Annotated in this window: 22 protein-coding genes; 15 read left to right on the top strand and 7 right to left on the bottom strand. The window is 70.8% G+C overall.

The window, feature by feature from the left end:
• The first annotated feature begins 35 nt into the window (after nucleotides 1-35).
• Nucleotides 36-1511, top strand: coding sequence for an aminopeptidase P family protein (locus tag AB0F29_RS17290; RefSeq protein ID WP_361872855.1), 1476 nt, complete (start codon nucleotides 36-38; stop codon nucleotides 1509-1511).
• 36 nt (nucleotides 1512-1547) lie between these two features.
• On the opposite strand, the gene AB0F29_RS17285 is transcribed toward AB0F29_RS17290, so the two are convergent.
• Nucleotides 1548-2102, bottom strand: coding sequence for an ATP-binding protein (locus tag AB0F29_RS17285; protein ID WP_361872852.1), 555 nt, complete (start codon nucleotides 2100-2102; stop codon nucleotides 1548-1550).
• A 293-nt stretch (nucleotides 2103-2395) separates the two neighbouring features.
• On the opposite strand from AB0F29_RS17285, the gene AB0F29_RS17280 reads away from it, so the two are divergent.
• The 9 genes from AB0F29_RS17280 to AB0F29_RS17240 all read left to right on the top strand — a co-directional run bounded on the left by AB0F29_RS17280 (nucleotide 2396) and on the right by AB0F29_RS17240 (nucleotide 12596).
• Nucleotides 2396-3259, top strand: coding sequence for a hypothetical protein (locus tag AB0F29_RS17280; protein ID WP_361872849.1), 864 nt, complete (start codon nucleotides 2396-2398; stop codon nucleotides 3257-3259).
• A gap of 150 nt (nucleotides 3260-3409) precedes the next feature.
• On the top strand, nucleotides 3410-4156 hold the full coding sequence (locus tag AB0F29_RS17275; protein WP_361872846.1) for a YcnI family protein: 747 nt from the start codon (nucleotides 3410-3412) through the stop codon (nucleotides 4154-4156).
• Nucleotides 4157-4201: 45 nt separating this feature from the next.
• Nucleotides 4202-4861: an SCO family protein gene (locus AB0F29_RS17270; protein ID WP_361872845.1), complete on the top strand. Its 660-nt coding sequence runs from the start codon at nucleotides 4202-4204 to the stop codon at nucleotides 4859-4861.
• Nucleotides 4858-5304: a copper chaperone PCu(A)C gene (locus tag AB0F29_RS17265; RefSeq protein ID WP_361872843.1), complete on the top strand. Its 447-nt coding sequence runs from the start codon at nucleotides 4858-4860 to the stop codon at nucleotides 5302-5304. Before AB0F29_RS17270 ends, AB0F29_RS17265 begins: the two co-directional genes overlap by 4 nt.
• Nucleotides 5305-5316: 12 nt before the next feature.
• A complete protein-coding gene (locus AB0F29_RS17260) occupies nucleotides 5317-7341 on the top strand; it encodes a copper resistance protein CopC (RefSeq protein ID WP_361872841.1) in 2025 nt (674 codons plus the stop codon).
• A gap of 5 nt (nucleotides 7342-7346) precedes the next feature.
• Nucleotides 7347-8693, top strand: a complete 1347-nt coding sequence (gene efeB / locus AB0F29_RS17255; RefSeq protein WP_361872839.1) for an iron uptake transporter deferrochelatase/peroxidase subunit — start codon at nucleotides 7347-7349, stop codon at nucleotides 8691-8693.
• 224 nt (nucleotides 8694-8917) lie between these two features.
• Nucleotides 8918-9853 (top strand): prephenate dehydratase, encoded by a 936-nt coding sequence (gene pheA, locus AB0F29_RS17250; protein WP_361872837.1) that lies wholly within the window; start codon nucleotides 8918-8920, stop codon nucleotides 9851-9853.
• Between the two features lie 653 nt (nucleotides 9854-10506).
• Nucleotides 10507-11784: a serine--tRNA ligase gene (serS, locus tag AB0F29_RS17245; protein ID WP_361872834.1), complete on the top strand. Its 1278-nt coding sequence runs from the start codon at nucleotides 10507-10509 to the stop codon at nucleotides 11782-11784.
• Nucleotides 11781-12596 carry an HAD family hydrolase gene (locus tag AB0F29_RS17240; RefSeq protein ID WP_361872832.1) on the top strand — a complete coding sequence of 272 codons (816 nt, stop codon included), beginning with the start codon at nucleotides 11781-11783 and terminating at the stop codon, nucleotides 12594-12596. Before serS ends, AB0F29_RS17240 begins: the two co-directional genes overlap by 4 nt.
• A gap of 72 nt (nucleotides 12597-12668) precedes the next feature.
• Here the strand turns inward: AB0F29_RS17240 and AB0F29_RS17235 are convergent, their stop codons facing one another.
• From AB0F29_RS17235 to AB0F29_RS17215, 5 genes are all read right to left on the bottom strand, one after another.
• A complete protein-coding gene (locus AB0F29_RS17235) occupies nucleotides 12669-13367 on the bottom strand; it encodes a hypothetical protein (RefSeq protein WP_361872829.1) in 699 nt (232 codons plus the stop codon).
• A gap of 305 nt (nucleotides 13368-13672) precedes the next feature.
• A complete protein-coding gene (locus tag AB0F29_RS17230; protein ID WP_018957378.1) occupies nucleotides 13673-14392 on the bottom strand; it encodes an ABC transporter permease in 720 nt (239 codons plus the stop codon).
• A 30-nt stretch (nucleotides 14393-14422) separates the two neighbouring features.
• Nucleotides 14423-15334, bottom strand: coding sequence for an ABC transporter ATP-binding protein (locus tag AB0F29_RS17225; RefSeq protein ID WP_361872827.1), 912 nt, complete (start codon nucleotides 15332-15334; stop codon nucleotides 14423-14425).
• On the bottom strand, nucleotides 15331-16239 hold the full coding sequence (locus tag AB0F29_RS17220) for an ABC transporter permease (protein ID WP_361872824.1): 909 nt from the start codon (nucleotides 16237-16239) through the stop codon (nucleotides 15331-15333). The genes AB0F29_RS17225 and AB0F29_RS17220 overlap by 4 nt, the downstream gene beginning before the upstream one ends.
• Nucleotides 16229-17233: an ABC transporter ATP-binding protein gene (locus AB0F29_RS17215; RefSeq protein WP_361873256.1), complete on the bottom strand. Its 1005-nt coding sequence runs from the start codon at nucleotides 17231-17233 to the stop codon at nucleotides 16229-16231. The genes AB0F29_RS17220 and AB0F29_RS17215 overlap by 11 nt, the downstream gene beginning before the upstream one ends.
• A 356-nt stretch (nucleotides 17234-17589) precedes the next feature.
• Here AB0F29_RS17215 and AB0F29_RS17210 point away from each other — a divergent pair, with 356 nt between their 5' ends.
• The 4 genes from AB0F29_RS17210 to AB0F29_RS17195 all read left to right on the top strand — a co-directional run bounded on the left by AB0F29_RS17210 (nucleotide 17590) and on the right by AB0F29_RS17195 (nucleotide 21945).
• The gene (locus AB0F29_RS17210; RefSeq protein ID WP_361872822.1) at nucleotides 17590-18450 is read left to right on the top strand and encodes a M24 family metallopeptidase; all 861 of its coding nucleotides are present in this window, start codon (nucleotides 17590-17592) and stop codon (nucleotides 18448-18450) included.
• Complete coding sequence (locus tag AB0F29_RS17205) at nucleotides 18447-20219, top strand: SDR family oxidoreductase (protein WP_361872819.1); 1773 nt, start codon at nucleotides 18447-18449, stop codon at nucleotides 20217-20219. Before AB0F29_RS17210 ends, AB0F29_RS17205 begins: the two co-directional genes overlap by 4 nt.
• Nucleotides 20216-21163: a MerR family transcriptional regulator gene (locus AB0F29_RS17200; protein ID WP_361872817.1), complete on the top strand. Its 948-nt coding sequence runs from the start codon at nucleotides 20216-20218 to the stop codon at nucleotides 21161-21163. The genes AB0F29_RS17205 and AB0F29_RS17200 overlap by 4 nt, the downstream gene beginning before the upstream one ends.
• Nucleotides 21164-21354: 191 nt before the next feature.
• On the top strand, nucleotides 21355-21945 hold the full coding sequence (locus tag AB0F29_RS17195) for an RNA 2'-phosphotransferase (protein ID WP_361872815.1): 591 nt from the start codon (nucleotides 21355-21357) through the stop codon (nucleotides 21943-21945).
• A 21-nt stretch (nucleotides 21946-21966) separates the two neighbouring features.
• On the opposite strand, the gene AB0F29_RS17190 is transcribed toward AB0F29_RS17195, so the two are convergent.
• Nucleotides 21967-22869 carry an LLM class flavin-dependent oxidoreductase gene (locus tag AB0F29_RS17190; RefSeq protein ID WP_361872813.1) on the bottom strand — a complete coding sequence of 301 codons (903 nt, stop codon included), beginning with the start codon at nucleotides 22867-22869 and terminating at the stop codon, nucleotides 21967-21969.
• A gap of 148 nt (nucleotides 22870-23017) precedes the next feature.
• Between AB0F29_RS17190 and AB0F29_RS17185 the strand changes: the two genes are divergently transcribed.
• Nucleotides 23018-23875, top strand: a complete 858-nt coding sequence (locus AB0F29_RS17185) for a Cof-type HAD-IIB family hydrolase (RefSeq protein ID WP_361872811.1) — start codon at nucleotides 23018-23020, stop codon at nucleotides 23873-23875.
• Nucleotides 23876-23948 lie beyond the last annotated feature (73 nt).

Genomic DNA, 23948 nt, shown 5'->3' with positions numbered 1-23948 from the left:
GATGGTCCAGTGTCGTACTCAAGGAGAAACACATCGTGTCTGAGGAGCTCATCCCGGAGAACCCGGAGCAGGAGACCGAGGAGAACGAAGCAGAAGCGGTCAAGCAGCGGAAGAACGGCCTGTACCCGGGCGTCTCCGACGAGCTCGCCGAGAACATGAAGTCCGGCTGGGCCGACACGGAGCTGCACGGCCTCCAGCCGATCGCCCAGGCCGAGCACACCGCCGCCCGGCGCGCCGCGCTCTCCGCCCGCTTCCCCGGCGAGCGCCTGGTCATCCCCGCGGGCAACCTGAAGACCCGCTCCAACGACACCGAGTACGCCTTCCGCGCCTCCACCGAGTACGCGTACCTCACCGGAGACCAGACCCAGGACGGCGTGCTCGTCCTGGAGCCGACGGGCAGCGGCCACGAGGCGACCCTCTACCTGCTGCCGCGCTCCAACCGGGAGAACGGCGAGTTCTGGCTCGACGGCCAGGGCGAGCTGTGGGTCGGCCGGCGTAACTCCCTCTCCGAGGCCGAGCAGCTGCTGAACATCCCCGCGAAGGACGTCCGCGAGCTGACCGCCGTACTGACCGAGGCCACCGGCCCGGTCCGCAACGTGCGCGGCCACGACACGTCCGTCGAGGCCGCCCTCACCGACAAGGTCACCGCGGAGCGCGACGAGGAGCTGCGCGTCTACCTCTCCGAGGCCCGCCTGGTGAAGGACGCCTTCGAGATCGCCGAGCTGCAGAAGGCCTGCGACGCCACCGCGCGCGGCTTCGAGGACGTCGTGAAGAGCCTGGACAAGGCCGAGGCGACCAGCGAGCGCTTCATCGAGGGCACCTTCTTCCTGCGCGCCCGCATCGAGGGCAACGACATCGGCTACGCCTCGATCTGCGCCGCCGGTCCGCACGCCACCACCCTGCACTGGGTCCGCAACGACGGCGACGTCCGCACCGGCGAGCTGCTGCTCCTGGACGCCGGCGTGGAGACCAACGACCTCTACACAGCCGACGTGACGCGCACCCTGCCGATCAACGGCACGTTCTCGCCGCTCCAGCGCAAGATCTACGACGCGGTGTACGAGGCCCAGGAGGCGGGCATCGCCGCCGTGAAGCCCGGTGCCACCTTCCGCGACTTCCATGACGCCTCGCAGCGCGTCCTCGCCGAGAAGCTCGTCGCGTGGGGCCTGCTCGGCGACCTGGACGTGGACAAGGTCCTGGAGCTCGGCCTCCAGCGCCGCTGGACCCTGCACGGCACGGGCCACATGCTCGGCATGGACGTCCACGACTGCGCCGTCGCGCGCACCGAGGCGTACGTCGACGGCGTCCTGGAGCCGGGAGTCTGCCTGACTGTGGAGCCGGGTCTGTACTTCCAGGCTGACGACCTGACCGTGCCCGAGGAGTACCGGGGCATCGGCGTCCGGATCGAGGACGACATCCTCGTCACCGAGGACGGCAACCGGAACCTCTCCGACACGCTGCCCCGCCAGGCGGACGAGGTCGAGGCCTGGATGGCTCGGCTGAAGGGCTGACCCACCGCCGTACCTCTCGCGAGGGCGCGCCGCTCACTACACCGTGAGCAGCGCGCCCTCGCGCCATTTCAGGACCTTGTCGAAGCGCACCACCGCGCCGTGGCCCGGCCGGTTGCCGAACTGGACGTGGTCCGAGAGCTGCTGGATGAGGTCGAGGCCCCGGCCGCTCTCGGCTTCGGCGTCCCGCGGGGGGAGTGGCTGCTGCGGATGCTCTGTGTACTGCGGGTGCTCCGTGTACTGCGGGTGCTGTTCTGCGGGCGCGGCTGGGCGAAGCGCGCGGCGGGCGGGAAAGCCCGGCCCCGAGTCGCTGACCTCGATACGGCATTTCTCGCCGTCCAGATAGGCCGTGACCCGGTACTGCCCGGAGTCCGCGGCAGGGCGTCCGTAGCCGGAATCCCCCGGCTCCCCGAGCGCTGTCCGGTCGCCACCGTGTTCGACGGCGTTCGCACAGGCCTCGCTGAGCGCGACCGACAGGTCGAAGGAGATGTCCGGATCCACCCCTGCGGTTTCCATGGTGCCGAGCAGAAAACGACGGGCGAGCGGGACGCTCGCAGCTTCGCGCCGCAAATGGAGAGACCACCAGATGCTCATCTTTCAGCCTCCTGGCTGCGGCTCGACGTATCGATACGTATTGCCGCCCTCGGCACTTCGTAAGCACGGATCGGGTGGGAAAGCCCTCATTCGGCGGATGTGGATATTCGGCCGCCCGGTGTATGGACCCGCCCGGTACCAGGTCACCGGGCGTCCGTCCGGTGACCTGGGGTGCGCGCCCCCAGTCCGTACATCCCCCGCGAACGGATCCGACAAGCACGGTTGGGGACGGACTCTGACCTTCCGGACCTGCCGTACGGGACAGGGGGGTGCAGTGCGATGATGTCCCGGCCATGTCCACGCCTCTCGCACACGCAGGAGCCGGTCTGCGGCTCATGAGGGCCGCGGTGTTCACCGCGGCCTGCGTCGTGCTGTCCGCGGCCGGACACGCGCTCGCCGCCGGAGCGCCCGTCCCCGCGTGGACCCTGCTCGCCGGATTCCTCGGCGTCCTCGCCGTCGCCACGGTCCTCGCCGGAAGGGAACGTTCCCTTCCGGCGATCGTGGGCGCGCTGGCCGGCGGGCAGATCCTTCTGCACGTGCTCTTCGCGTACGGCAGCCACGCCGGCGCCCCCGCAGCCGCGGCGCCCGCGGGCGGCGACAACCCGGTCATCCGGTTCGCCGCCGGTCTCGTCTGCGGCGCCGGCCCGGAGCAGCTGACCGCGACCGACGCCCACCGCATCGTCTCCTCCGCCGGCATCGACCCGGCGACGCTCGCGGGGGCCCGCGGCCATCTCGCGGACGGTGGGGCCGGAGCGGTCGGGACTGCCGCGTCGGCGACCCCGGACGGCGTCTCCGGCATCGCGCAGGTCTGCGCCGCGGTCTCCGCGCTGCTGCCGAGCCTGTCGATGTTCCTGGCCCACGTCCTCGTCGCGCTCGCCACCGGCTGGCTGCTGCGGCGCGGCGAGATCGCCCTCTTCCAACTGGCCCGGCTCTCCGCCCACAGCGCCCAGGCACTGGCGGCCGGGGCCCGGCTGCGGTCCCTGCGGGCCGCGCTCACCCTCGTCCGCGCCCTGCGGGCCGGGGCGCGCGAGCAGCTCATCGCCGGGCCGCGCGTTCCGCGTCACTCCGACGACGTGCCGGTACCGGCCGCCGGGGATCCTCTGCAACACCTGGTGATCAGGCGCGGGCCTCCGGCCCCGTACGCCCTCGCAGCCTGACGCGACGCCTCCACCGACCCCGTGTGGCCCCGTGCGTGCACGTCCCTGTGCACGCACGCCCGCGGAACCGGATCACGAGGTGTCGTGATGCCGCCGCGCACCCCGCGCGCCGGACCACCGTGTTCCGTTTCCCCAGTGGAGATTCCTGCCATGAAGCTTTCCCGTATCGCCCTCGCCGCCGGCGTCGCCGCTTCCACCGTCCTGCTGATCGCCGGCCCGGCCGCCGCCCACGTCAGCGTCCAGCCGGTCGGCGAGGCCGCCAAGGGCGGATACGCCACGCTCAACTTCAAGGTCCCCAACGAGCGCGACCAGGCCTCGACGGTGAAGCTCGAAGTCAACTTCCCGGCCGACCACCCGCTGTCGTCCGTCACCCCGCAGGCCGTCCCGGGCTGGAAGATCGACATCTCCAAGAGCAAGCTCGACAAGCCTCTTGAGGTGCACGGCAAGAAGATCACCGAGGCCGTCTCCAAGGTGACCTGGACCGCGGACGAGGGCGAGATCGCCCCCGGCTACTTCCAGCAGTTCCCAGTCTCCGTCGGCGCGCTTCCCGAGGACGCCGACCAGCTCGTCTTCAAGGCGATCCAGACGTACGACAACAAGGAAGTCGTCCGCTGGATCGAGGAGCCCACGGCGGGCGGCGAGGAGCCCGACAGCCCGGCCCCCGTCCTGAAGCTGACCGCCGCCGCCGAGGACGGCCACGGCGGCGCGGCCAACGGCGCCGAGAAGACCGACGACTCCAAGGCCGCCGACACCGACGCGTCGGCCAAGGAGAGCAGCACCGCCGCGTCCTCCTCCTCCAGCGACACCACCGCCCGCACGCTGGGCATCATCGGCATCGTCATCGGCATCGGTGGCATCGCGTTCGGCGTGCTCGCCGGACGTCGCCGCTCGGCCTGACCGGCCGGTTCCCTCACCCGCACCACGTTCAGGACACCTCATCCCATGCGCAACAAAAAAGCAGTGACGGCCGTGGCGTTCGCCGCCGCGGCCGCACTGGCCCTCTCCGCCTGCGGCACCGCTGACGACAAGGCGGAGTCCTCCGCCATCGCCGACGTCAGCGCCGCGCCGAAGGACAAGGCCGCGACCGTACTCGACCAGCCGTTCACCAAGCCGAACCTCGTCCTCACCGACACCCACGGCAAGGAGTACGACCTCCGCGAGGCGACCAAGGGCAAGCCGACGCTCATCTACTTCGGCTACACCAACTGCCCCGACGTCTGCCCGCTGACCATGAGCAACATCTCCCTCGCCAAGCGGGAACTGCCCAAGGCCGACCAGGAGAAGCTCCAGGTCGTCTTCGTCACCACCGACCCCGAGCGCGACACCCCCGCCTCGCTCGGCAAGTGGCTCTCCGCCCAGGACCCCTCCTTCACCGGCCTCACCGGCGACTTCCCGACCATCCAGGCCGGGGCGCGGCAGATCGGCATCGGCATCGACGCCCCGAAGAAGGAGAAGGACGGGACCATCGTCTCGATGCACGGCGCCCAGGTCATCGCCTTCTCCCCGAAGACGGACCAGGGGTATGTGCTCTACGGCGAGGACACCACCGCCGAGGAGTACACGAAGGACCTCCCCAAGCTGCTCAAGGGGGAGGCTCCGTGAACCGCCGGGCGGCCCTCGCCGGCGTTCTGGCCCTCACCACGGGACTGACGCTGGCCGGCTGCTCGTCGGACGGCACGCCCGACCTGGAGGTCGTCGGCGCGTATCTGCCGCAGCCCGTCAGCGACATGGCCGCCGGGTTCCTCGTCGTCCAGAACAACGGCGATGCCGGGGACCGGCTCACCTCGGTGACCAGTCCGCTCTCCGACGACGTCACGATCCACGAGACGAAGAACCAGAAGATGCGCGAGGTCTCCTCGTTCGAGGTGCCCGCGGGCGGCGAGCTCGACCTCGAGCGCGGCGGCAACCACATCATGTTCATGAAGCTCAAGCAGAAGCCCAAGCAGGGCGAGAAGGTCTCCGTCGAGCTGCACTTCGAGAAGGCCGGCCTCATCACGGTCGACCTGCCGGTGAAGGAAACCACCCACAACCCGAAGAAGCAGTGAGGGACTGAATCGATGTCTGCCACCGCCCCGTACGCCGGACCGTCCCCGATACGACGGCCCGTCGCCGCCGCCGCGCTCCTGGCCGCGCTGCTCAGCCTGGTGTTCGGGCTGCTGCTGGCCGGCGCGGGCCCGGCGTCCGCGCACGCCGCCCTCACCGGGAGCGACCCGCAGGACGGGGCGGTGGTGGACACCGCGCCCAAGGAGGTCACCCTCAGCTTCTCCGAGGCCATCGCCGTGGGCGACGACTCCATCCGCGTCCTCGACCCCAGCGGCAAGCGCGCCGACACCGAGGCCGAACCGCGCGACCTCTCCGAGGGCTCCACCGTCCGCTACGGCGTCGCACTCCACTCCGGCCTGCCGGACGGCACCTACACGGTGGCCTGGCAGGCGATCTCCGCCGACAGCCACCCCATCTCCGGCGCGTTCACGTTCTCCATCGGCGCCCCGTCCGAGACCACGGTGGCCCTGTCCTCCCAGGACGTGGGCGGCGGCCCGGTCGGCGTCGTCTACGACATCGCGCGCTACGCCGCCTACGGCGGATTCGTGCTGCTCGTCGGCGGCAGCGCGTTCGTCCTGGTCTGCTGGCGGCGGGGCGCGTCCACCCCGCCGATGCAGCGACTCGTGGTCCGCGGCTGGCTCACGCTGACCGTGGCGACCCTGGTCATGCTGCTGCTGCGCAACCCGTACACGGGCAGCGGAAAGTTCGCCGACGCCTTCGACCTCGCCGGGCTCCAGTCCGTCCTGGACACCAAGCCCGGCGCCGCCCTCGTCTCCCGGCTGCTGCTGCTCGGGGCCGCCGCCCTGTTCATCGCCGTGCTCTTCGGCACGTACGCCCGGCGCGAGGACGAGCGGGAGAAGAAAGACCTCACCTTCGGCCTCGCCGTCGGGGGCGGGGTCGTCGCGGCGGGCATCGCCGCCACCTGGGCGATGTCCGAGCACGCCTCGACCGGCATCCAGGCGTCCATCGCCATGCCGGTGGATGTCCTGCACCTGCTGGCCGTCGCCGCGTGGCTCGGTGGGCTCGCCTCGCTCCTGGTGGCGCTGTACCGGACGCCGGACATCGGGAGCGCCGCGGTCCGGCGCTTCTCCGCGGTCGCGTTCGGCAGCGTCGTGGTCCTGGCGGCGACCGGGATCTACCAGTCCTGGCGACAGGTCGGCTCCTGGTCGGCGCTGACCGGGACGCGCTACGGGCAGCTCCTGATCCTCAAGGTGGCGCTGATCGCCGTCCTGCTCGCGGTCGCCTGGTTCTCCCGGCGCTGGACGGGGCGGCTGACGGACACCGCCGTCGCCTCCTCCTCCGGAGCCGAGGAAGAGGACGCCGCGACCGAGCCGGGGGACACCCCCCCGGCCCCGGCCACGTCGTCCGAGGTTTCCGACGCTTCCGACGCTTCCGACGCTTCCGACGCTTCCGACGCTTCCGACGCTTCCGACGCTTCCGACGCTTCCGACGAGGACATCGCCCCCGAGCGCGCCGCGCAACTGGCCCGTCAGCGGGCCGTTCTGACCGCGACGAAGAAGAAGCGGGTACGGGACGCCGACCCGGAGCGCTCCGGGCTGCGCCGCTCGGTGCTGGCCGAAGCCGCCGTCGCCGTCGTCCTGCTGGCCGTCACCACCATGCTGACGTCCACCGAACCCGGCCGTACGGAGGAGGAGGCCGCTGCCGGCGACACCGCGGCCACCGCCCCCGCCGCCGGCGGCCCGGTCAACCTGAGCATGCCGTTCGACACCGGCGGCCAGAACGGCAAGGGCACCGTCCGCATCGACATCGACCCCGGCCGCACCGGATCCAACGATCTGCATGTGTGGATCGACGGGAGCGACGGCGAGCCGATGGACGTTCCCGAGCTGAAGGTGGCCCTCACTCTGGAGTCGAAGGACATCGGCCCGCTGCCGGTCGTCCCGGACCGGCTGGCCGAGGGGCACTGGACGGCGAGCGGCGTACAGATCCCGATGGCCGGGGACTGGAAGGTCGACGTGACGGTAAGGACCTCCGACATCGACCAGGTCACCATCGACAAGAACGCGAAGATCGGCTGAGCACGGTGAGCAGGACCAAGAAGCAGACTCCGCACGAGACCGCCGCCACCGGTACCCCGGGCAGCCCCGCCACCGGTACCCCGGGTGCCGACAACGCCGGCGGTACCGGCGTATCGCGGCGGCGGCTGCTCGGCACGGCGGGTGCGGCGGGTGCCACAGGGCTGGTGCTGGGGGCCGGGGGCGGGGCCGCCGGGTACGCCGCCACCCGTCCCGAGGAGACGGCCGCGCTGACGAGCGTCGGGGCGGCCGAGGCGATGTTTCACGGGAAACATCAACCGGGGATCACCACTCCGCTTCAGGCCCGGGGGCATCTAGTCGCCTTCGACCTGGCGGCGGGCGCCCGGCGCAAGGAGGCGGCGGCCCTGCTGCGGCGCTGGTCCGCGGTGGCGAAGGAGCTGATGGCGGGCCGCCCCACAGCGGGCGGGCCGGACGGCCCCGGGCACGACACCGGGATCGCCCTGGACGCGGGGCCGTCGTCCCTGACCGTCACCTTCGGCTTCGGCCGTACGTTCTTCGCGCGCACCGGTCTGACCGCCCGCCTGCCCGCCGCGCTCGACCCGCTGCCCGCGTTCTCCGCCGACGCCCTCGACGCCGAGCGGTCGAACGGCGACCTGTGGGTGCAGATCGGCGCCGACGACGCGCTGGTCGCCTTCCACGCGCTGCGGGCCCTCCAGAAGGAAGCCGCGGGCACGGCACGGGTGCGGTGGCAGATGACCGGCTTCAACCGCACCCCCGGCGCGACCGCCCGCCCGATGACCGCCCGCAATCTGATGGGCCAGATCGACGGGACCGGCAACCCGAAGCCGACCGACGAGGACTTCGACCGGCGCGTGTTCGTCCCCGCCTCCCCCGGGAAACCGCAGGAGTGGATGGAGGGCGGCTCGTACGCCGTCGTCCGCCGGATCAGGATGCTCCTGGACGACTGGGAGAAGCTTCCGGTGGAACGCCAGGAGCGGGTCATCGGGCGGCGCAAGGCGGACGGGGCGCCCCTGAGCGGGGGGACCGAGACCACGGAGATGGACCTCGACAAGGCGGGCCCGGACGGCAGGCTCGTGATCCCCGACAACGCCCACGCCCGGATCTCCTCGCCCGAGAAGAACGGCGGGGCCGCCATGCTGCGCCGCCCGTTCTCGTACCACGACGGCATCGCGGAGGACGGCGCTCCGGACGCCGGACTCCTCTTCGTCTGCTGGCAGGCGGACCCGTTCCGCGGATTCGTACCGGTGCAGCGCAAGCTCGACCGGGGCGACGCGCTGTCGCCGTTCCTCCGGCACGAGGCGAGCGGGGTGTTCGCGGCCCCGGGCGGGGCGGCGGAGGGCGAGTACGTGGGACAGCGGCTGCTGGAGTCGTAGGAGCGCCCGCGCTGTCTTCGCCCCATCCTCGCTCCGGCCGGGAAGCGCGCGGCCTCCGGCGGCCGGGAAGCGCGCGGGCTCCGGCGGCCGGGAAGCGCGTGGGCTCCGGCCGGGAAGCGCGTGGGCTCCGGCCGGGAAGCGCGTGTGGCGTGGACTTCCCGCGCTCTTCCGACCGCATTCTGAGACTGCGCGGCGAGCCTCGCGGGGCGCATTAGGGTGACCGTATGTCAGCCACGCGCTACGCCTATCTCGGTCCCGAGGGCACCTTCACCGAGGTCGCCCTCCGTACGCTCCCGGAAGCCGCCACCCGGGAACTCGCCCCGATGGTGTCCGTGCCGGCCGCCCTGGACGCCGTGCGCAGCGGCGAGGCGGCGGCGGCGCTCGTGCCGATCGAGAACTCCGTCGAGGGCGGCATCACCGCGACGCTGGACGAGCTGGCCGGCGGGGAACCGCTGATGATCTACCGCGAGGTGCTGCTCTCCATCACCTTCGCGCTGCTGGTACGGCCCGGGACGAAGTTGTCGGACGTCAAGACGGTCACCGCCCACCCGGCCGCCCAGCCGCAGGTGCGCAACTGGATGGCGGCCCACCTCCCGGGGGCCCTGTGGGAGTCGGCGGCGTCCAACGCGGACGGGGCCCGGCTGGTCCAGGAGGGGCGGTACGACGCCGCGTTCGCCGGGGAGTTCGCCGCCGCGACCTACGGCCTGGAGCCGCTGGTGACGGAGATCCACGACGCGGTAAACGCCCAGACGCGCTTCGTCCTCGTGGGCCGGCCCGCCCGGCCCTCCGCACCGACCGGCGCGGACAAGACCTCCGTGGTGATCTGGCTGGGCGACGACCATCCCGGCGCCCTCCTTGAGCTGCTCCAGGAGTTCGCGGTGCGCGGCGTCAACCTGATGCTGATCCAGTCGCGCCCGACCGGCGAGGGCATCGGCAACTACTGCTTCGCCGTGGACGCCGAGGGCCACATCGCGGACCGGCGGGTCGGGGAGGCCCTGATGGGGCTGAAGCGGATCAGCCCGAAGGTGCGGTTCCTCGGCTCGTACCCGCGGGCGGGCGTCTCCCCGGACGAGGTGGGGCCGCTGCGGGCGGGCACATCGGACACGGCGTTCACGGAAGCATCCGACTGGCTGGCGCGCAGCCAGGACGGCCGGATCTGACGGGCGGGCAGGAGAAGCTCCGGCGCCAAGGCACCGAGGCACCAAGGCGCGAAGACTCGGAGGCTCCCGGGGCGGCCTCCTTGCGCACTCCGCAGCGGTGCGATCTACAGATAGTCACGCACTCCGGAGAGTTATCCACAGGAGAGCTCTCGGCCTGGGGACAAGTCGACACCGCAATGCGACATCATCGACAAATCAACCCAGTCGACTCGGGGCCGTCCACAGAGGCGCGAGGCGGCACGAGGTATCCACGTCACCCCTACCCCCCTTGATCAACTCTTCAGGGCGATGAATTCCCACCCGAACGAGCACACGGAACAGGTTTGGGCGGAGATTACGCACGGATTCATCCGAGTTCCGAAGCAAATGCCCTTCGGCGTCCACAGAACTCCCACACAGCCTGTGGATAACTATTCCTATGCAGACCCTCCTGTGGACAACGACGAACAGCGCGACGAACAGCACGCCCTCAACTCCCGCCCCACTCAAGGCAGGTACGTCAAGGCGGACCAGGCCTTCCCCCCTGTTCGGGGGAGTTGACCCGCGCCGCCGACGATTCCCCACAGAAATATCAATTCCGGCAATTCGGTCAAAGTGACGCGCTCGACAATATCGGTTCGAGTGCGAGAACCGCGCACCGGTAGCCTGGAGGGGTGATTGACCTTCGCCTGCTCCGTGAGGACCCCGACCGTGTTCGCGCCTCCCAGCGCGCCCGTGGAGAGGACGTCGACCTCGTCGACGCCCTGCTCTCCGCCGACGAGCTGCGCAGGTCGTCCGGCGTCCGCTTCGACGAACTCCGCGCTGAACAGAAGTCCCTCGGCAAGCTGATCCCCAAGGCCACCCCCGAGGAGCGCACCGAGCTCCTCAAGAAGGCCGAACAGCTCAAGGCCGGCGTCAAGGCGGCCGACGCCGCCCAGGACGAGGCCGACGCGGACGCCAAGCGGCTCCTGCTCCAGCTCGGCAACATCGTCCACGAGGACGTGCCGGTCGGCGGCGAGGAGGACTTCGTCGTCCTGGAGACCCACGGCACCATCCGGGACTTCGGCGCCGAGGGCTTCGAGCCCAAGGACCACCTGGAGATCGGCGAGGCGCTCGGCGCCATCGACATGGAGCGCGGGGCCAAGGTCTCCGGCTCGCGGTTCTACTACCTCACGGGCATCGGCGCGCTGCTGGAGCTCGCCCTCGTGAACGCGGCGATCGCGCAGGCCACCGAGGCCGGCTTCATCCCGATGCTGACCCCGGCGCTGGTCCGTCCCCGCGCCATGGAGGGCACCGGCTTCCTCGGCCAGGCCTCGGAGAACGTGTACCACCTGGAGAAGGACGACTACTACCTGGTCGGCACCTCCGAGGTCCCCCTCGCCGCGTACCACATGGACGAGATCATCGACGCCGACAAGCTGCCCCTGCGGTACGCGGGGTTCTCCCCGTGCTTCCGCCGCGAGGCCGGCACGTACGGCAAGGACACCCGCGGCATCTTCCGCGTCCACCAGTTCGACAAGGTCGAGATGTTCTCGTACGTCGACCCCGCGGACGCCGAGGCCGAACACCGCAGGCTCCTGGACTGGGAGAAGCAGTGGCTCACCGCCCTCGAACTGCCCTTCCAGGTGATCGACGTCGCCACCGGTGACCTCGGCTCCTCCGCGTCGCGGAAGTTCGACTGCGAGGCGTGGATCCCGACCCAGGGCAAGTACCGCGAGCTCACCTCCGCGTCGAACTGCGACGGCTTCCAGGCCCGCCGCCTGTCCGTCCGGATGCGCGAGGGCAAGAAGGTCCAGCCGCTGGCGACGCTGAACGGCACGCTCTGCGCCGTACCGCGCACGATCGTGGCGATCCTGGAGAACCACCAGCTTCCCGACGGTTCTGTCCGGGTGCCCGAGATGCTCCGTCCGTACCTGGGCGGGCGCGAGGTCCTGGAACCGGTCGCCAAGTGACCTTCCCCTACAAGCTCGTCGCGACCGACCTCGACGGCACACTCCTGCGCGGGGACGACACGGTCTCCGGACGCACCCGCGAGGCCCTGGCCGCCGCCACGGCGGCCGGCGCCGCGCACATCATCGTCACCGGACGTGCGGTCCCCTGGACCCGGCACATCCTGGACGACCTCGGTTACGAGGGGCTCGCGGTCTGCGGTCAGGGCGCGCAGGTCTACCACGCGGGCGAGCACAAGCTGCTGACCTCGCTGACCCTGGACCGGCAGCTCGCCGGTCTCGCGCTGTCCAAGATCGAGGCGGAGGTCGGCCCGCTGCGTCTGGCGGCCAGCCGCGACGGACTGGACGGCGAGGTGCTGGTGGGCCCCGGCTACCGGGTACAGGAGGGGCCGCTTCCGTATCTCTTCGTGGACGACGCCACCGAGATGTGGACCGCCCCGCTCAACAAGGTCTACATACAGCACCCGGAGCTGGACGACGACGCGCTGGCCTTCGCCGCGCGGGCGGCGGTCGGCAGCCTGGTCGACGTGGTCATGGCCGGGGCCGGCGTGGTCGAGATCCTGCCGCTGGGCCTGAGCAAGGCGACCGGCCTCTCGCTGGCCGCCCGCCGGCTCGGTGTGAAGGCGGCCGACACGATCGCCTTCGGCGACATGCCGAACGACATCCCGATGTTCGGCTGGGCCCACCACGGCGTGGCCATGGCCAACGCCCACGACGACCTGAAGGCCGTCGCCCACGAGATCACCGCGTCCAACGATGACGACGGCATCGCGGTGGTGCTGGAGGAACTGCTCCGCTCGGCGCCCGTGCAGTAGGTCGCCCCACCCGGCAGCGCGACAGCGGCCCGGCACCGTTTCCCACGGTGCCGGGCCGCTGGTGTATCGGCGCTACCCGCGCTGCCTGCTACGGCGGCGCAGATCCTTCAGCTGTCGGGCGAAGGAGTCCAGCCGCCCGTCCAGGCGGACGACGTCCTGCTGCACATCCGTCAGCCGCAGACTCATCGCCCCGATCACCTGGTGCGTCACCTCCACCTTGCGGTCCAGGCTGTCGAGCCGCTCCGACATCCGCACCAGCACCGGCCCCAGCTCCTGCAGCGCACTGCCGACGCCGGTGAGGCAGCTCTCGATGCGCGTGACGCGCTGGTCGAGGGAGGCGATCTGCGTGCGCAGCGCCTCCTCGGCGTCGAGGAGGTACGTACGCACGCAGCGGGCGATGTCGCTGTCGCGAAGAAGCATGGCGATGTTGAGGACGGTTCGGCGGGTGTAGAGCCGCAATTGCGTGGCCGCCTGTGGATAACTTTCCCTCCCGCCACCAGCCCATAGCGACATCATGTCGCTATGGAAGGACCGCAGGTCAGCGCCGCGTAGTACGCGCATGCCGTTCTCGGCGAATTCCTCCTGATGCCGGTCGGTCAGCCTCCTGACCGCCCCTGTGGATACTTCGAAGTAACGAGCCACGTCCTCTGTGCGAACGTGAATTCCGTCCGGGAGCATGACCAGGCTCTTCACCTTGTCGAGGACGTCGACGCGCCCCATCTGCTCCCCGCGCAACGCGCGCGATTCGAGCAGGGCGACTTCCGTGGGCATGGGTGTGCCTTTCGTACGAGGGAATGACGAGGACGGCCCACACCCCGGGCTTCAGGGGTGGAGGACGCTCACGGTTGCCACTCACTCGATGACCGGCCCGGTGGGCTGTGCCTCACCCGGTGCCGGCATTCCCCTATTTCACGATCGCTACGACGCCACGGATTCCAGTTGCCTCCACGCATCCTGCCCAACGACCCGATAAACGTACGGTTACGCGCACACCTGTCCGCTCATACGACGACCCCCGCCCATGTCCGGAAGGGCGGGGGTCGTCGGGGCGCGGCAGGGGGCTCAGCCCACAGGCCTCACTCCTCGCCCGCCAGCTTCAGCGCCCGCAGCTTCTGGCCCGCGTACCAGGTGGCGGCGACCGTGACCGCGACCAGCAGGACCGTGGCGAGCGGCAGGCCGACGTCCGAGGTCACCGCGCCGTCGCCCGCGACCTTCTGGGCGACCGCCAGGGACCACTGCTGGACGCTGAGCGTCCGCGCCCCGGCCACCAGGCTGCCGAACAGGGCCTCCCAGACCAGCGCGTAGACCAGGCCGAGGACGACCGCGTGCCGGCTGACCGTGCCTAGCAGCAGGAACAGGGCGCTGTACGCGATCGAGGCGACCAGCGCCGCGATCGTGTAGGCGACGGCGATCTGCTGGCCGTTGCCGTTGAGGATCAGGCCCGCGAGAAGCGTCGGCAGGGCGGAGAACACCATGGTCACGGCGATGGCCACGATCAGCTTGGTGAAGATGATCGTGGGCCGCTTCACGGGCTTGGCGAGCAGATAGACGATCGAGCCGTCGTCGATCTCGGGGCCGATCGCTCCGGTGCCCGCGATCACGCCGATCAGCGGCACCATCGTGGCGATGGCGAAACCGCCGAGGACGTCCGAGGCGACCTGGTCATCGGCTCCGGCGAACATGCGCACGGCCGCGGCGATGAGCAGCAGCAGTGCGGGCAGGACGAACAGGATGGCGGCCCGGCGCCGGCCGAGCAGGGCCCGGTAGGTGAGCCGGGCGACTGTGGGGTCGTACATGACGGTGCACAGCTCCTTTCAGGCCACTACTCAGGCCGCTACGAGGTAGGAAAAGACCGATTCGAGGGACTCGTCGGACGGCGAGACGGTCAGCAGCCGGATGGACTGCTCACGGGCCACCCTCGGCAGGAGTTCGGTGAACCGCCCGAAGTCGACGGCCTGGATCCGCAGTGCCTTCTCGGTCACGTCGACCTCGATGCCCGCCGTGGACGGGTCGGCGATGAGCGCGGCCGCGAGGGCCCGGTCGTCGCTGGAGCGCACCAGATAGCGGTGCGGGCGGTCCGTCATCAGCCGGCGGATCTTCCGGAAGTCCCCGGACGCGGCGTGACGTCCGGCCACGATCACCTCGATGTGCGAGGCCAACTGCTCGACCTCTTCGAGGATGTGGGAGGAGAACAGGACCGTGCGCCCCTCGTCCCCCATCCGCCGCAGCAGTTCCATCAGCTGCATCCGCTGGCGCGGGTCCATCCCGTTGAACGGCTCGTCCAGGAGCAGCACCGAGGGCTCGTGGACCAGCGCGGACGCCATCTTCACGCGCTGGCGCATGCCCTTGCTGTACGTGGAGATCTTGCGGTCCTGCGCGTACTCCATCTGGACCGTGGCGAGCGCCTTCTGCGCCTCGGCCCCGCCCAGGCCCTGGAGTTCGGCGTTGGCGACGACGAATTCCTTGCCGGTGAGGAAGTCGTACATCCCCTCCCGCTCCGGGACGATGCCGATCTTCTTGTAGACGGCTTCGTTGCGCCAGATCGGCCGGCCGTCGAGCGTGACCTTCCCCGTCGAGGGGGCGAGGAATCCGCCCATCATGTTGATGAGGGTGGACTTTCCGGCGCCGTTCGGGCCGAGAAGTCCGGTGACGCCGGGCCCCACGGTCATGGAGACGTCGTTGACGGCGACGACGTTGCCGAACCAGCGCGAGGTGTGGTCGATCTCGATGGTGGTCACAGCCCGACCCTCCGGTAGCGGCGCATCAGAACGGCGTACGAGCCGGCGACGAGCGCGAGAACAACGAACAGGTAGACCACGCCGGCGCCGGCACCCGGGCCTTCCCCTCCGGGGAAGGCGGAGGTAGCGCCGAGGAACGCGGTCTGGACGCCGTCGATCAGCGTGATCGGCGAGAAGAGGCCCAGCCACTGCACGGCCCCCTCCGACCCGGTCTCCCAGGCGATGGCCTGGATCGTGGAGACGGCGCCGTAGGTGATGGTCAGGAGGGCGATCACCGCGGCGACGCCGAAGCCGCGCCGCGGGGTCAGGGCTGCCATCACGAGACCGAGGCCGGCGAACAGCACGGACAGCAGCGCCACCGACACCAGTCCCTGGCCGAACCACTTGGTCTGATCCGCGAAGTCGAACTTCGCGAGCAGAGAGCCCACATAGAGGACGAGCAGCGGCGCGCCGGTGAGGATGAAGAGCGCGGCGGCGGTGGCGGCGAACTTCGCCCCCACGTAGTCGGCGCGTTCGATCGGCCGCGAGAAGTACAGGGGGACGCTCTTGAACCGGAGGTCCCTGGACACCGCCTGCGGTGCCTGGGCGGCGATGAACAGGCCGATGACGGCCTGGAGGTAGATCGCGTACGAGGTGTACTCGACGACCAGCTTGCTGGCGTCCGGGGCGGCCATGGAGACCGCCACCAGGATCGCCGCGACCAGCGTCATCACGCCGAACAGCAGCATGGGGAGCACCTTGGACTTGGCGGAACGGCCCAGTCCGAAGGAGCCCCGCAGCGTCTGCGAGAACAGGGAGCGGCGGGCGTAGGCCCGGCCGAGCCGCGGTCCGTCGTAGGAGCGGTAGCCGATGTTGTGGATCCGGGAGGCGTCGCGCCCGGCCGCGGTCCCGGTCTCAGTGCTCATCGCGACCGCTTCCCTTCTGCTGTACGGCCCCGGCGGTGGCGGCCGCGGCCGGGGCGGCGGTGCTGTGCGCCCCGCCCTGTTCGGTACGGAAGACCTCGGCGATGTGGTGGCGGCGCTGTTCCATGCGGACCAGGCCGAGCCCGAGCCCGGCGACGCTGTCGCGGACCAGGTCGTACGTGTCCTCGTCGGCCGCCTCGATCAGCAGGATGTGGCCCGCGCCCGGCAGCCCCTCCGTGTCGATCCCGTCGTGGCCGATGAGGGTGATCCCGGCGTCGGTGAGGATCTCGCGCAGCGCGCCGGTGCCGTCGGGGTGGGTGTCGCTGTCGGTCACCTCGACCGCGAGGGTCGCGGTGGTCTGCGTGAAGTCGCTGGTGGAGCTGGAGCGCAGGAGCGTGCCGCCGTCGATGACGACGACGTGGTCGCAGGTGCGTTCCAGTTCGCCCAGGAGGTGCGAGGTCACCAGCACGGAGATGCCGAAGTCGGTGTGGATGCGGCGGATCAGGCCGAGCATCTCGTCACGGCCGACCGGGTCCAGACCGTTGGTCGGCTCGTCGAGGAGGACCAGCTGGGGGTCGTGGACGAGGGCCTGGGCCAGCTTGACCCGCTGCTTCATGCCGGTCGAGTAGCCGCCGATGGGCCGGTAGCGCTCCTCGTAGAGGCCGACGTGGCGCAGGGTGTCGGCCGTGCGCTCGCGGGCCGCCGTGGGCGGCAGCCCCGACATGCGGGCCATGTGCACGACGAACTCGGTCGCCGACACGTCGGGCGGCAGGCAGTCGTGCTCGGGCATGTACCCCACCCGTTCCCGGATGGCGGCGCCGCTGGTCGCGACATCGAGCCCGAGCACTGCGGCCCGGCCTTCGGTGGCGGGGGAGAGACCCAGCAGGATCTTGATCAGTGTGGACTTGCCGGCTCCGTTGGAACCCACCAGACCGGTCACACCCGGTCCGATGTCCAACGTGAGCCGGTCAAGCGCGGTCACCCGGGGGAACCGCATGCTCAGGGCTTCGGTAGCGATAACGGCTGTCACGGAGACGACGTTAGTGGCGCGGGCCACAGGGGTCGTCAGCCCTGATGGCTGGATCCACGTCAGACTCCAGGCGTACGCGCCCGTAGGGGGACCCCGCGAAGGGCGAGGCCCGGTCTCCGGGACGGGTGGCGCGACCGGGGTCCACCGGGTGCCATCGGCCCGGGCTCCCACGGGCGGGGCGGAGTTTTCCACAGACGGGGCACCCGGGGCCCGTGCTTGTCCACAGGACGTGCAGCCCCCTTGACGCAGCCGCCGGACATGGTCACATTCATCAGTGTCACGTTACGGACGCGTACCGCACACGGCAGGGAACGGACGGTGGCATGACCGGCATGAACACGGCAGTGCAGTATCGAAGCACCCCGGAGCTACGGGGGTTCAGAGAAGTCCAGCGTCTGGCCTATGCCTGCGCGGAGGCGGTCGCCGGTCAGCTGCGGTCGGGGGTAACCGAGCGCGAGGCGGCCCGGATGCAGCGCACGTGGCTGCGCGAGCGGGGCGTGCGCGACTGGTTCCACCTCCCGTTCGCCTGGTTCGGCGACCGTACGGCGTTCGCCGGGTTCAAGGTGCCGCTGCAGTTCTTCCCGACCGACCGGAAGCTGGAGCCGGGGATGCCGTTCATCCTCGACATGGCCCCGGTCCACAAGGGTTTCACCGCCGATGTCGGGTATGCGGGGTGCCTCGGCCTCAATCCACTGCACGACATGCTGCTGGCCGATCTGGAGGCCCACCGCGAGCTGATCCTGCGGGAGGTGCGCGAGCGCCGTTCGCTGCGCGAGATATACGAGGACGTCGAACGCCTCATGACCGCGCAGGGATACGCGAACAGGCACCGGGCCTACCCCTTCGGCGTGATCGCCCACAAGATCGACCGTGTCGCCGAACGCCGGTGGTCGCCCCAGGTGTTCGGCTTCGGCACCCAGGCCCTCAAGGGACTGCTGAGCGACGCGCTGCACGGCCACCGGGACGGCTGGTCGCCGCTGTGGAGCCCCTACCGCTTCTCCGACCACCCGCCGCAGCCGGGCCTGTGGGCGGTCGAACCCCACCTCGGATTCCGGGGTACGGGCGCGAAGTTCGAGGAGATCTTGGTGGTCACCGACTCCAAGGACCCCGAGCAGAGCGCCTTCTGGCTGGACGACGATCTGCCGCACGTGCGGCGCTGGGCCGAGGAGAAGGTGGCGGCGTGAATCTGTCTCAGGCACGTGAGCGACGCGTGGCCACGGGAGGCGTCGAGCTGTGCGTCGCCGAACTGGGCGACGCGGGCCGGCCGACCGTGGTGCTGGTCCACGGCTATCCGGACAGCAAGGAAGTCTGGTCGGACGTCGCCGTCCGGCTGGCCGAGCACTGGCATGTGGTGCTCTACGACGTGCGGGGGCACGGCAGGTCCACCGCCCCGAAGCCGCTGCGCGGCGGCTTCACCCTGGAGAAGCTGACCGACGACTTCCTGGCCGTGATCGACACGGTCAGCCCGGACCGGCCGGTGCACGTGGTCGGTCACGACTGGGGATCCGTTCAGGCCTGGGAGTTCGTCACGGTCGGCAGGACCGAGGGCCGGATCGCCTCCTTCACCTCGATGTCCGGTCCGTCCCTGGACCACTTCGGGCACTGGATCAAGCGCCGGGCCGCCCGCCCCACCCCGCGCCGGGTCGGTCAGCTGCTCGGCCAGGGCGCGAAGTCCTGGTATGTGTACATGCTCCACACCCCGGTCCTGCCGGAGCTCGCCTGGCGCGGCCCGCTCGGGAAGCGGTGGCCCCGGATCCTGGAGCGCCTGGAGAAGGTACCCCCGGGCGATTACCCCACCGCCTCCTTGCCGGACGACGCGGCGCACGGCGCCTGGCTCTACCGCGACAACGTCCGCTCCCGGCTCAGCAGGCCCCGCGCGGACGCCTATGCCCACGCACCCGTCCAGCTGATCACGCCGACCGGCGACTCGTTCCTCTCCGAGCGGCTCTACGACGGGCTGGAGGACTGGGTCCCCACCCTGGTGCGCCGCTCGCTCCCGGCCAAGCACTGGGTGCCCCGCACCCGACCGGACCAGCTGGCCTCCTGGGTCGACGAGTTCGTCACCGTGCACGAGTCCGCCGGGCGGGAGGGCGCGCCCGCGCAGCGGACGGCCGCGCAGGGACCCTACGCGCAGCGGTTCGGCGGTCAGCTGGTCCTGGTGACGGGCGCGGCTTCCGGGATCGGGCGGGCCACCGCGTTCGCGTTCGCCGAGGCGGGCGCCCAGGTCGTGGCCGTGGACCGGGACGCGGAGGGAGCCGCCCGGACCGCGGAGATGGCGCGGCTGATCGGGGCGCCCGCGGCCTGGGGCGAGGCGGTCGACGTCAGCGACGAGGCCGCGATGGAGAAGCTCGCCGCCCGGGTCGCCGCCGAGTACGGCATCGTCGACGTCCTGGTCAACAACGCCGGGATCGGGCTGTCCGGCTCCTTCCTGGAGACCACGAGCGAGGAGTGGAAGAAGGTCCTCGACGTCAATCTGTGGGGGGTCATCCACGGCTGCCGGATCTTCGGCACCCAGATGGCGGACCGGGGCCAGGGCGGCCACATCGTCAACACGGCGTCGGCCGCGGCTTACCAGCCATCCCGGGTGCTGCCCGCGTACAGCACGTCGAAGGCGGCCGTGCTGATGCTCAGCGAATGTCTGCGGGCCGAACTGGCGGAGAAGTCGATCGGGGTGAGCGCGATATGCCCCGGCATCGTCAACACCAACATCACCGCCACCACACGTTTCGCGGGGGCCGACGCGGCGGAGGAGGCGCGGCTCCAGAAGCGGACGAGCCGTCTCTACGGGCGGCGCAACTACCCGCCGGAGAGGGTCGCCGACGCGATCCTCCGGGCGGTCGTGCGCAACCAGGCTGTGGTGCCGGTGACCCCCGAGGCGCGTGGCGCGCGGCTGCTGTCCCGGCTGAGCCCCGGGGCCCTGCGCTCCGTCGCCCGGCTGAAGCCTCCGCTGTGACCGGGGCCGGCGCCCGGGCCGCCGAGTACCGGATCGAGGACCTGGCCCACGCCAGCGGGGCCACGGTGCGCACGATCCGCGCCTACCAGGACCGGGGGCTGCTCCCGACGCCCGAGCGGCGCGGCCGGGCCAATGTGTACCGGGAGACCCATCTGGCCCGGCTGCGGCAGATCGCGGACCTGCTCGACCGGGGATACACCCTTGCCAGCATCAAGGAGTTGCTGGAGGCGTGGGACGCGGGGCGGGGGCTCGGCGGGGTGCTCGGGCTGGTCGCCGAGGTGCACGGCCCGTGGACGGACGAGGAGGCCGACCGGATCACCCGCCGGGAGCTGGACGCGAGGTTCGGCGGCCGACAGGACGACGAGGCCATCGCCGAGGCGGTGGAGCTCGGCGTGCTGGAGCGGGTGCCCGGCCGGGACGACGAATTCCTCGTACCCAGCCCGCAAGAGCTGGCGGTGGCCGTCGAGTTGTACGGGGCCGGGGTCCCGCTGCCCGCGATCTCCGGCCATCTACGGGAACTTCGCGGTCAGGTGGAGCACATAGCCTCCCGCTTCCTTGAGTTCACCACCGAGCACGTCTTCGCCCGCTATCTGGGCCATCGGCCTCCCACCGACTCCGACGCGGCCGAGGCGGCGTCGCTCGTACGGCGTCTGCGTCCCCTCGCCCAGCAGACGGTGGACGCGGAACTGGCCCGTGCCATGCGCACGTTCGCGACACGTCATCTGCACCACCACCTCCGCGCGGAGGAGACGGCGATCTCCGAGGACGCGAAGCGCCCCGTGCTGCTTCCGGCCCGTACAACACGAGCTGTGCAGGAGTTGGTTGGCGCGGAGCGGGTGGCCGCCTTCGTCGCGGCGGCCACCGAACGGGAGCTGCAGGCACGCACCTTGGACTACCTGAGCGCAACTCACCTCAAAGAGCACGAAATCAACGAAAGCACCTAAATCCCAGAGAGGTTGTCCACAGAACCGCCAAATAACCTGTGGATAACCTGAGTTGGCTGTGGATCAAACCTGTCTGAGGAGAATGGCCGAAGAACCGCGGAAGAACGAAGAACCGACGAGACGACGAGGTGAGAAGCCTACGAGCCGAAATGCGGATGCACGGGCAAGCCCGCCACAGGCACTCTGACGCCATGGACGAACGTCGCACCGTCAAGGTGTCCACATACCTCTCGAAGCATCTGCGGCATCAGCCGGAACGTATCGGCCTCACCCTCGACGAGAACGGCTGGGTAGCGGTCGAGGAGCTGCTGCGCGCCGCGGCTCGGCACGGATTCACCCTCTCCCGCGCCGAGCTGGACCACGTCGTCGCCGCCAACGACAAGCGGCGCTTCACCATCGAGAACGGTGCCGGGAGCAGCGTGGCGAGCAGCGTCCAGGGCGGCATCGAAGGCGACCGCATCCGCGCCAATCAGGGCCACACCGTCGCCATCGACCTGGACCTGCCGCCGGCCGAACCGCCCGCGTACCTCTACCACGGCACGATCGCCCGAGTGATGGACGCGATCCGGACCGAGGGCCTGCGCCCCATGGCCCGCCACCACGTCCACCTGTCCTCCGACCGGGAGACGGCCACCCGGGTCGGCGCCCGTCGCGGGCGCCCCCTCGTCCTCACCGTGGACGCGGGCGCGATGCACCGCGCCGGCCATGTCTTCCGGGTCAGCGCCAACGGCGTCTGGCTCGCCGACGCCGTACCCCCTCAGTTCCTGCGCCTGCGCGACTGAAGGTCCCCGGTCGCTACGCCACTACGCCAGCTGCGCGGGCGCCTCGGTCGCGATGCGCTCGAAGACCTTCGGGTCGACGTCGAAGACCGAATCGGGGATCGGGGCGTGGATGACGATCTCGGTGAAGCCCAGTTCGGCGTGGCGCCCCGCGAAGTCGACGAACGCGTCCACGGACTCCAACGGGCCGTTGCGGTCCGGTGTGAAGGCGGTGAGCAGGACCCGGTCCAGCTCGGATGCGTCCCGGCCGATCTCCGCGCAGGCCGCCGTGAGCCTCTCGTTCTGCCCCCGCAGCGCGGCCCGTGACTCCTCCGGGGTGCCGTTCTCGTACAGCTTCGGGTCACCGGTGGTGACCCAGGCCTGCCCGTGCCGGGCGGCGAGCTTCAGGCCGCGCGGTCCGGTCGCGGCGACCGCGAAGGGCAGTCGGGGCCGCTGGACACAGCCGGGGATGTTGCGGGCCTCCTCCGCGGCGTAGTACTTCCCGTGCTGGGTCACCGCGTCCTCGGTGAGAAGCCGGTCCAGGAGCGGGACGAACTCGGCGAAGCGGTCGGCGCGTTCGCGCGGGGTCCAGGCGTCCTGGCCCAGGGCCGTGGCGTCGAAGCCACTGCCGCCGGCGCCGATGCCGAGGGTGACCCGGCCGCCCGAGATGTCGTCCAGGGAGATCAGCTCCTTGGCCAGCGTGACCGGGTGGCGGAAGTTCGGCGAGGTCACGAGGGTGCCCAGCCGCAGGCGTTCGGTGGCCGCCGCCGCGGCGGTGAGCGTGGGCAGCGCCCCGAACCACGGGCCGTCCCGGAACGTCCGCCAGGACAGGTGGTCATAGGTGTAGGCGGTGTTGAAGCCCAGCTCCTCCGCGCGCTGCCAGCGGTCGCGCCCGCCCTCGTGCCAGCGGTGGACGGGGAGGATCACGGTGCTCAGGCGAGGGCTCATGCCCCTGAGCCTACGACCGTGCGCACGCCTGACGGCCACCCGATGGCGTTGGCATATGCCAAAGGACTTTTCCGCAGATCAACGCTTTACCCACTCAGATGTGCGCCCCTCCGCACGCACGTGCACCGTTGTGGGCGAGAATGGACCGGTGACCTCAGTGACCGATACGCCTCTTCCCGCCGTGACCCGGCTGATCGCCACCGACCTCGACGGCACCCTGCTGCGCGACGACAAGACGCTGTCCGCGCGTACGGTCGCGGCCCTCGCGGCGGCCGAGGAGGCCGGGATCGAGGTCTTCTTCGTCACCGGCAGGCCGGCCCGCTGGATGGACGTCGTGCGGGAGCACGTCCAGAGCCACGGTACGGCGATCTGCGCGAACGGCGCCGTGGTCACCGACCTGCGGACGGACGGCGAGCTGCTCTCCGTACGGCCGCTGGAGCGCACAGCCGCCCTGCACGTCGTGCGCGCCGTGCGCGAGACGGCCCCCGGCACCTCCTTCGCCGTCGAGATGACCACCGGCATCAACTACGAACCGGCCTACCCGCCCTTCCACCTGGACCCGGGCGCGGCCGTGGCCGTCGCCGAGAAGCTGCTGCACGAGGACGCCCCGGGCACCGGCGCACCGGTGATCAAGCTGCTGGCCCACCACACCGAGCTGTCCCCCGACGCCTTCCTCACCCTGGCCCGTACGGCCGCCGGCGACCGGGCCGCCATCACCCGATCCAGCCCCTCCGCGCTCCTGGAGGTCAGCGGGCTCGGCGTCTCCAAGGCCACCACGCTCGCCGCCTGTTGCGCCGAGCGCGGCATCTCGCCCGCCGAGGTGGTCGCCTTCGGCGACATGCCCAACGACATCGAGATGCTCAGCTGGGCCGGCGCGTCCTTCGCGATGGGCAACGCCCACCCGGACGCGGTGGCCGCCGCCTCGGGCCGGACCGCGACCAATCAGGAGGACGGGGTGGCGGTCGTCATCGAGCGGATCCTCGCCGCCCGCGCAGAGACTCGCTGAAACCTTTCGGCACACCGGTCCGCCAGCCCGCCGGCACACCAGCACGCCAACACACCGGCCCGCCAGCACACCG

It is taken from the genome of Streptomyces sp. NPDC026589 (genome assembly GCF_040638385.1).
Lineage (GTDB): Bacteria > Actinomycetota > Actinomycetes > Streptomycetales > Streptomycetaceae > Streptomyces.
Note: the sequence above shows the minus strand (reverse complement) of the source record. Positions and strands in the feature narration are given on the sequence as shown.

Bases quoted from the DNA above. Each gene is read 5' to 3' on its own strand.
- AB0F29_RS17285 (WP_361872852.1), bottom strand. From the start codon at position 2,102: ATGAGCATCTGGTGGTCTCTCCATTTGCGGCGCGAAGCTGCGAGCGTC.
- AB0F29_RS17280 (WP_361872849.1), top strand. From the start codon at position 2,396: ATGTCCACGCCTCTCGCACACGCAGGAGCCGGTCTGCGGCTCATGAGG.
- AB0F29_RS17195 (WP_361872815.1), top strand. From the start codon at position 21,355: ATGGACGAACGTCGCACCGTCAAGGTGTCCACATACCTCTCGAAGCAT.
- AB0F29_RS17230 (WP_018957378.1), bottom strand. From the start codon at position 14,392: ATGTACGACCCCACAGTCGCCCGGCTCACCTACCGGGCCCTGCTCGGC.
- AB0F29_RS17215 (WP_361873256.1), bottom strand. From the start codon at position 17,233: ATGCGGTTCCCCCGGGTGACCGCGCTTGACCGGCTCACGTTGGACATC.
- AB0F29_RS17235 (WP_361872829.1), bottom strand. From the start codon at position 13,367: ATGCCCACGGAAGTCGCCCTGCTCGAATCGCGCGCGTTGCGCGGGGAG.
- AB0F29_RS17260 (WP_361872841.1), top strand. From the start codon at position 5,317: ATGTCTGCCACCGCCCCGTACGCCGGACCGTCCCCGATACGACGGCCC.
- AB0F29_RS17190 (WP_361872813.1), bottom strand. From the start codon at position 22,869: ATGAGCCCTCGCCTGAGCACCGTGATCCTCCCCGTCCACCGCTGGCAC.
- AB0F29_RS17275 (WP_361872846.1), top strand. From the start codon at position 3,410: ATGAAGCTTTCCCGTATCGCCCTCGCCGCCGGCGTCGCCGCTTCCACC.
- AB0F29_RS17210 (WP_361872822.1), top strand. From the start codon at position 17,590: ATGACCGGCATGAACACGGCAGTGCAGTATCGAAGCACCCCGGAGCTA.
- AB0F29_RS17220 (WP_361872824.1), bottom strand. From the start codon at position 16,239: ATGAGCACTGAGACCGGGACCGCGGCCGGGCGCGACGCCTCCCGGATC.
- AB0F29_RS17270 (WP_361872845.1), top strand. From the start codon at position 4,202: ATGCGCAACAAAAAAGCAGTGACGGCCGTGGCGTTCGCCGCCGCGGCC.
- pheA (WP_361872837.1), top strand. From the start codon at position 8,918: ATGTCAGCCACGCGCTACGCCTATCTCGGTCCCGAGGGCACCTTCACC.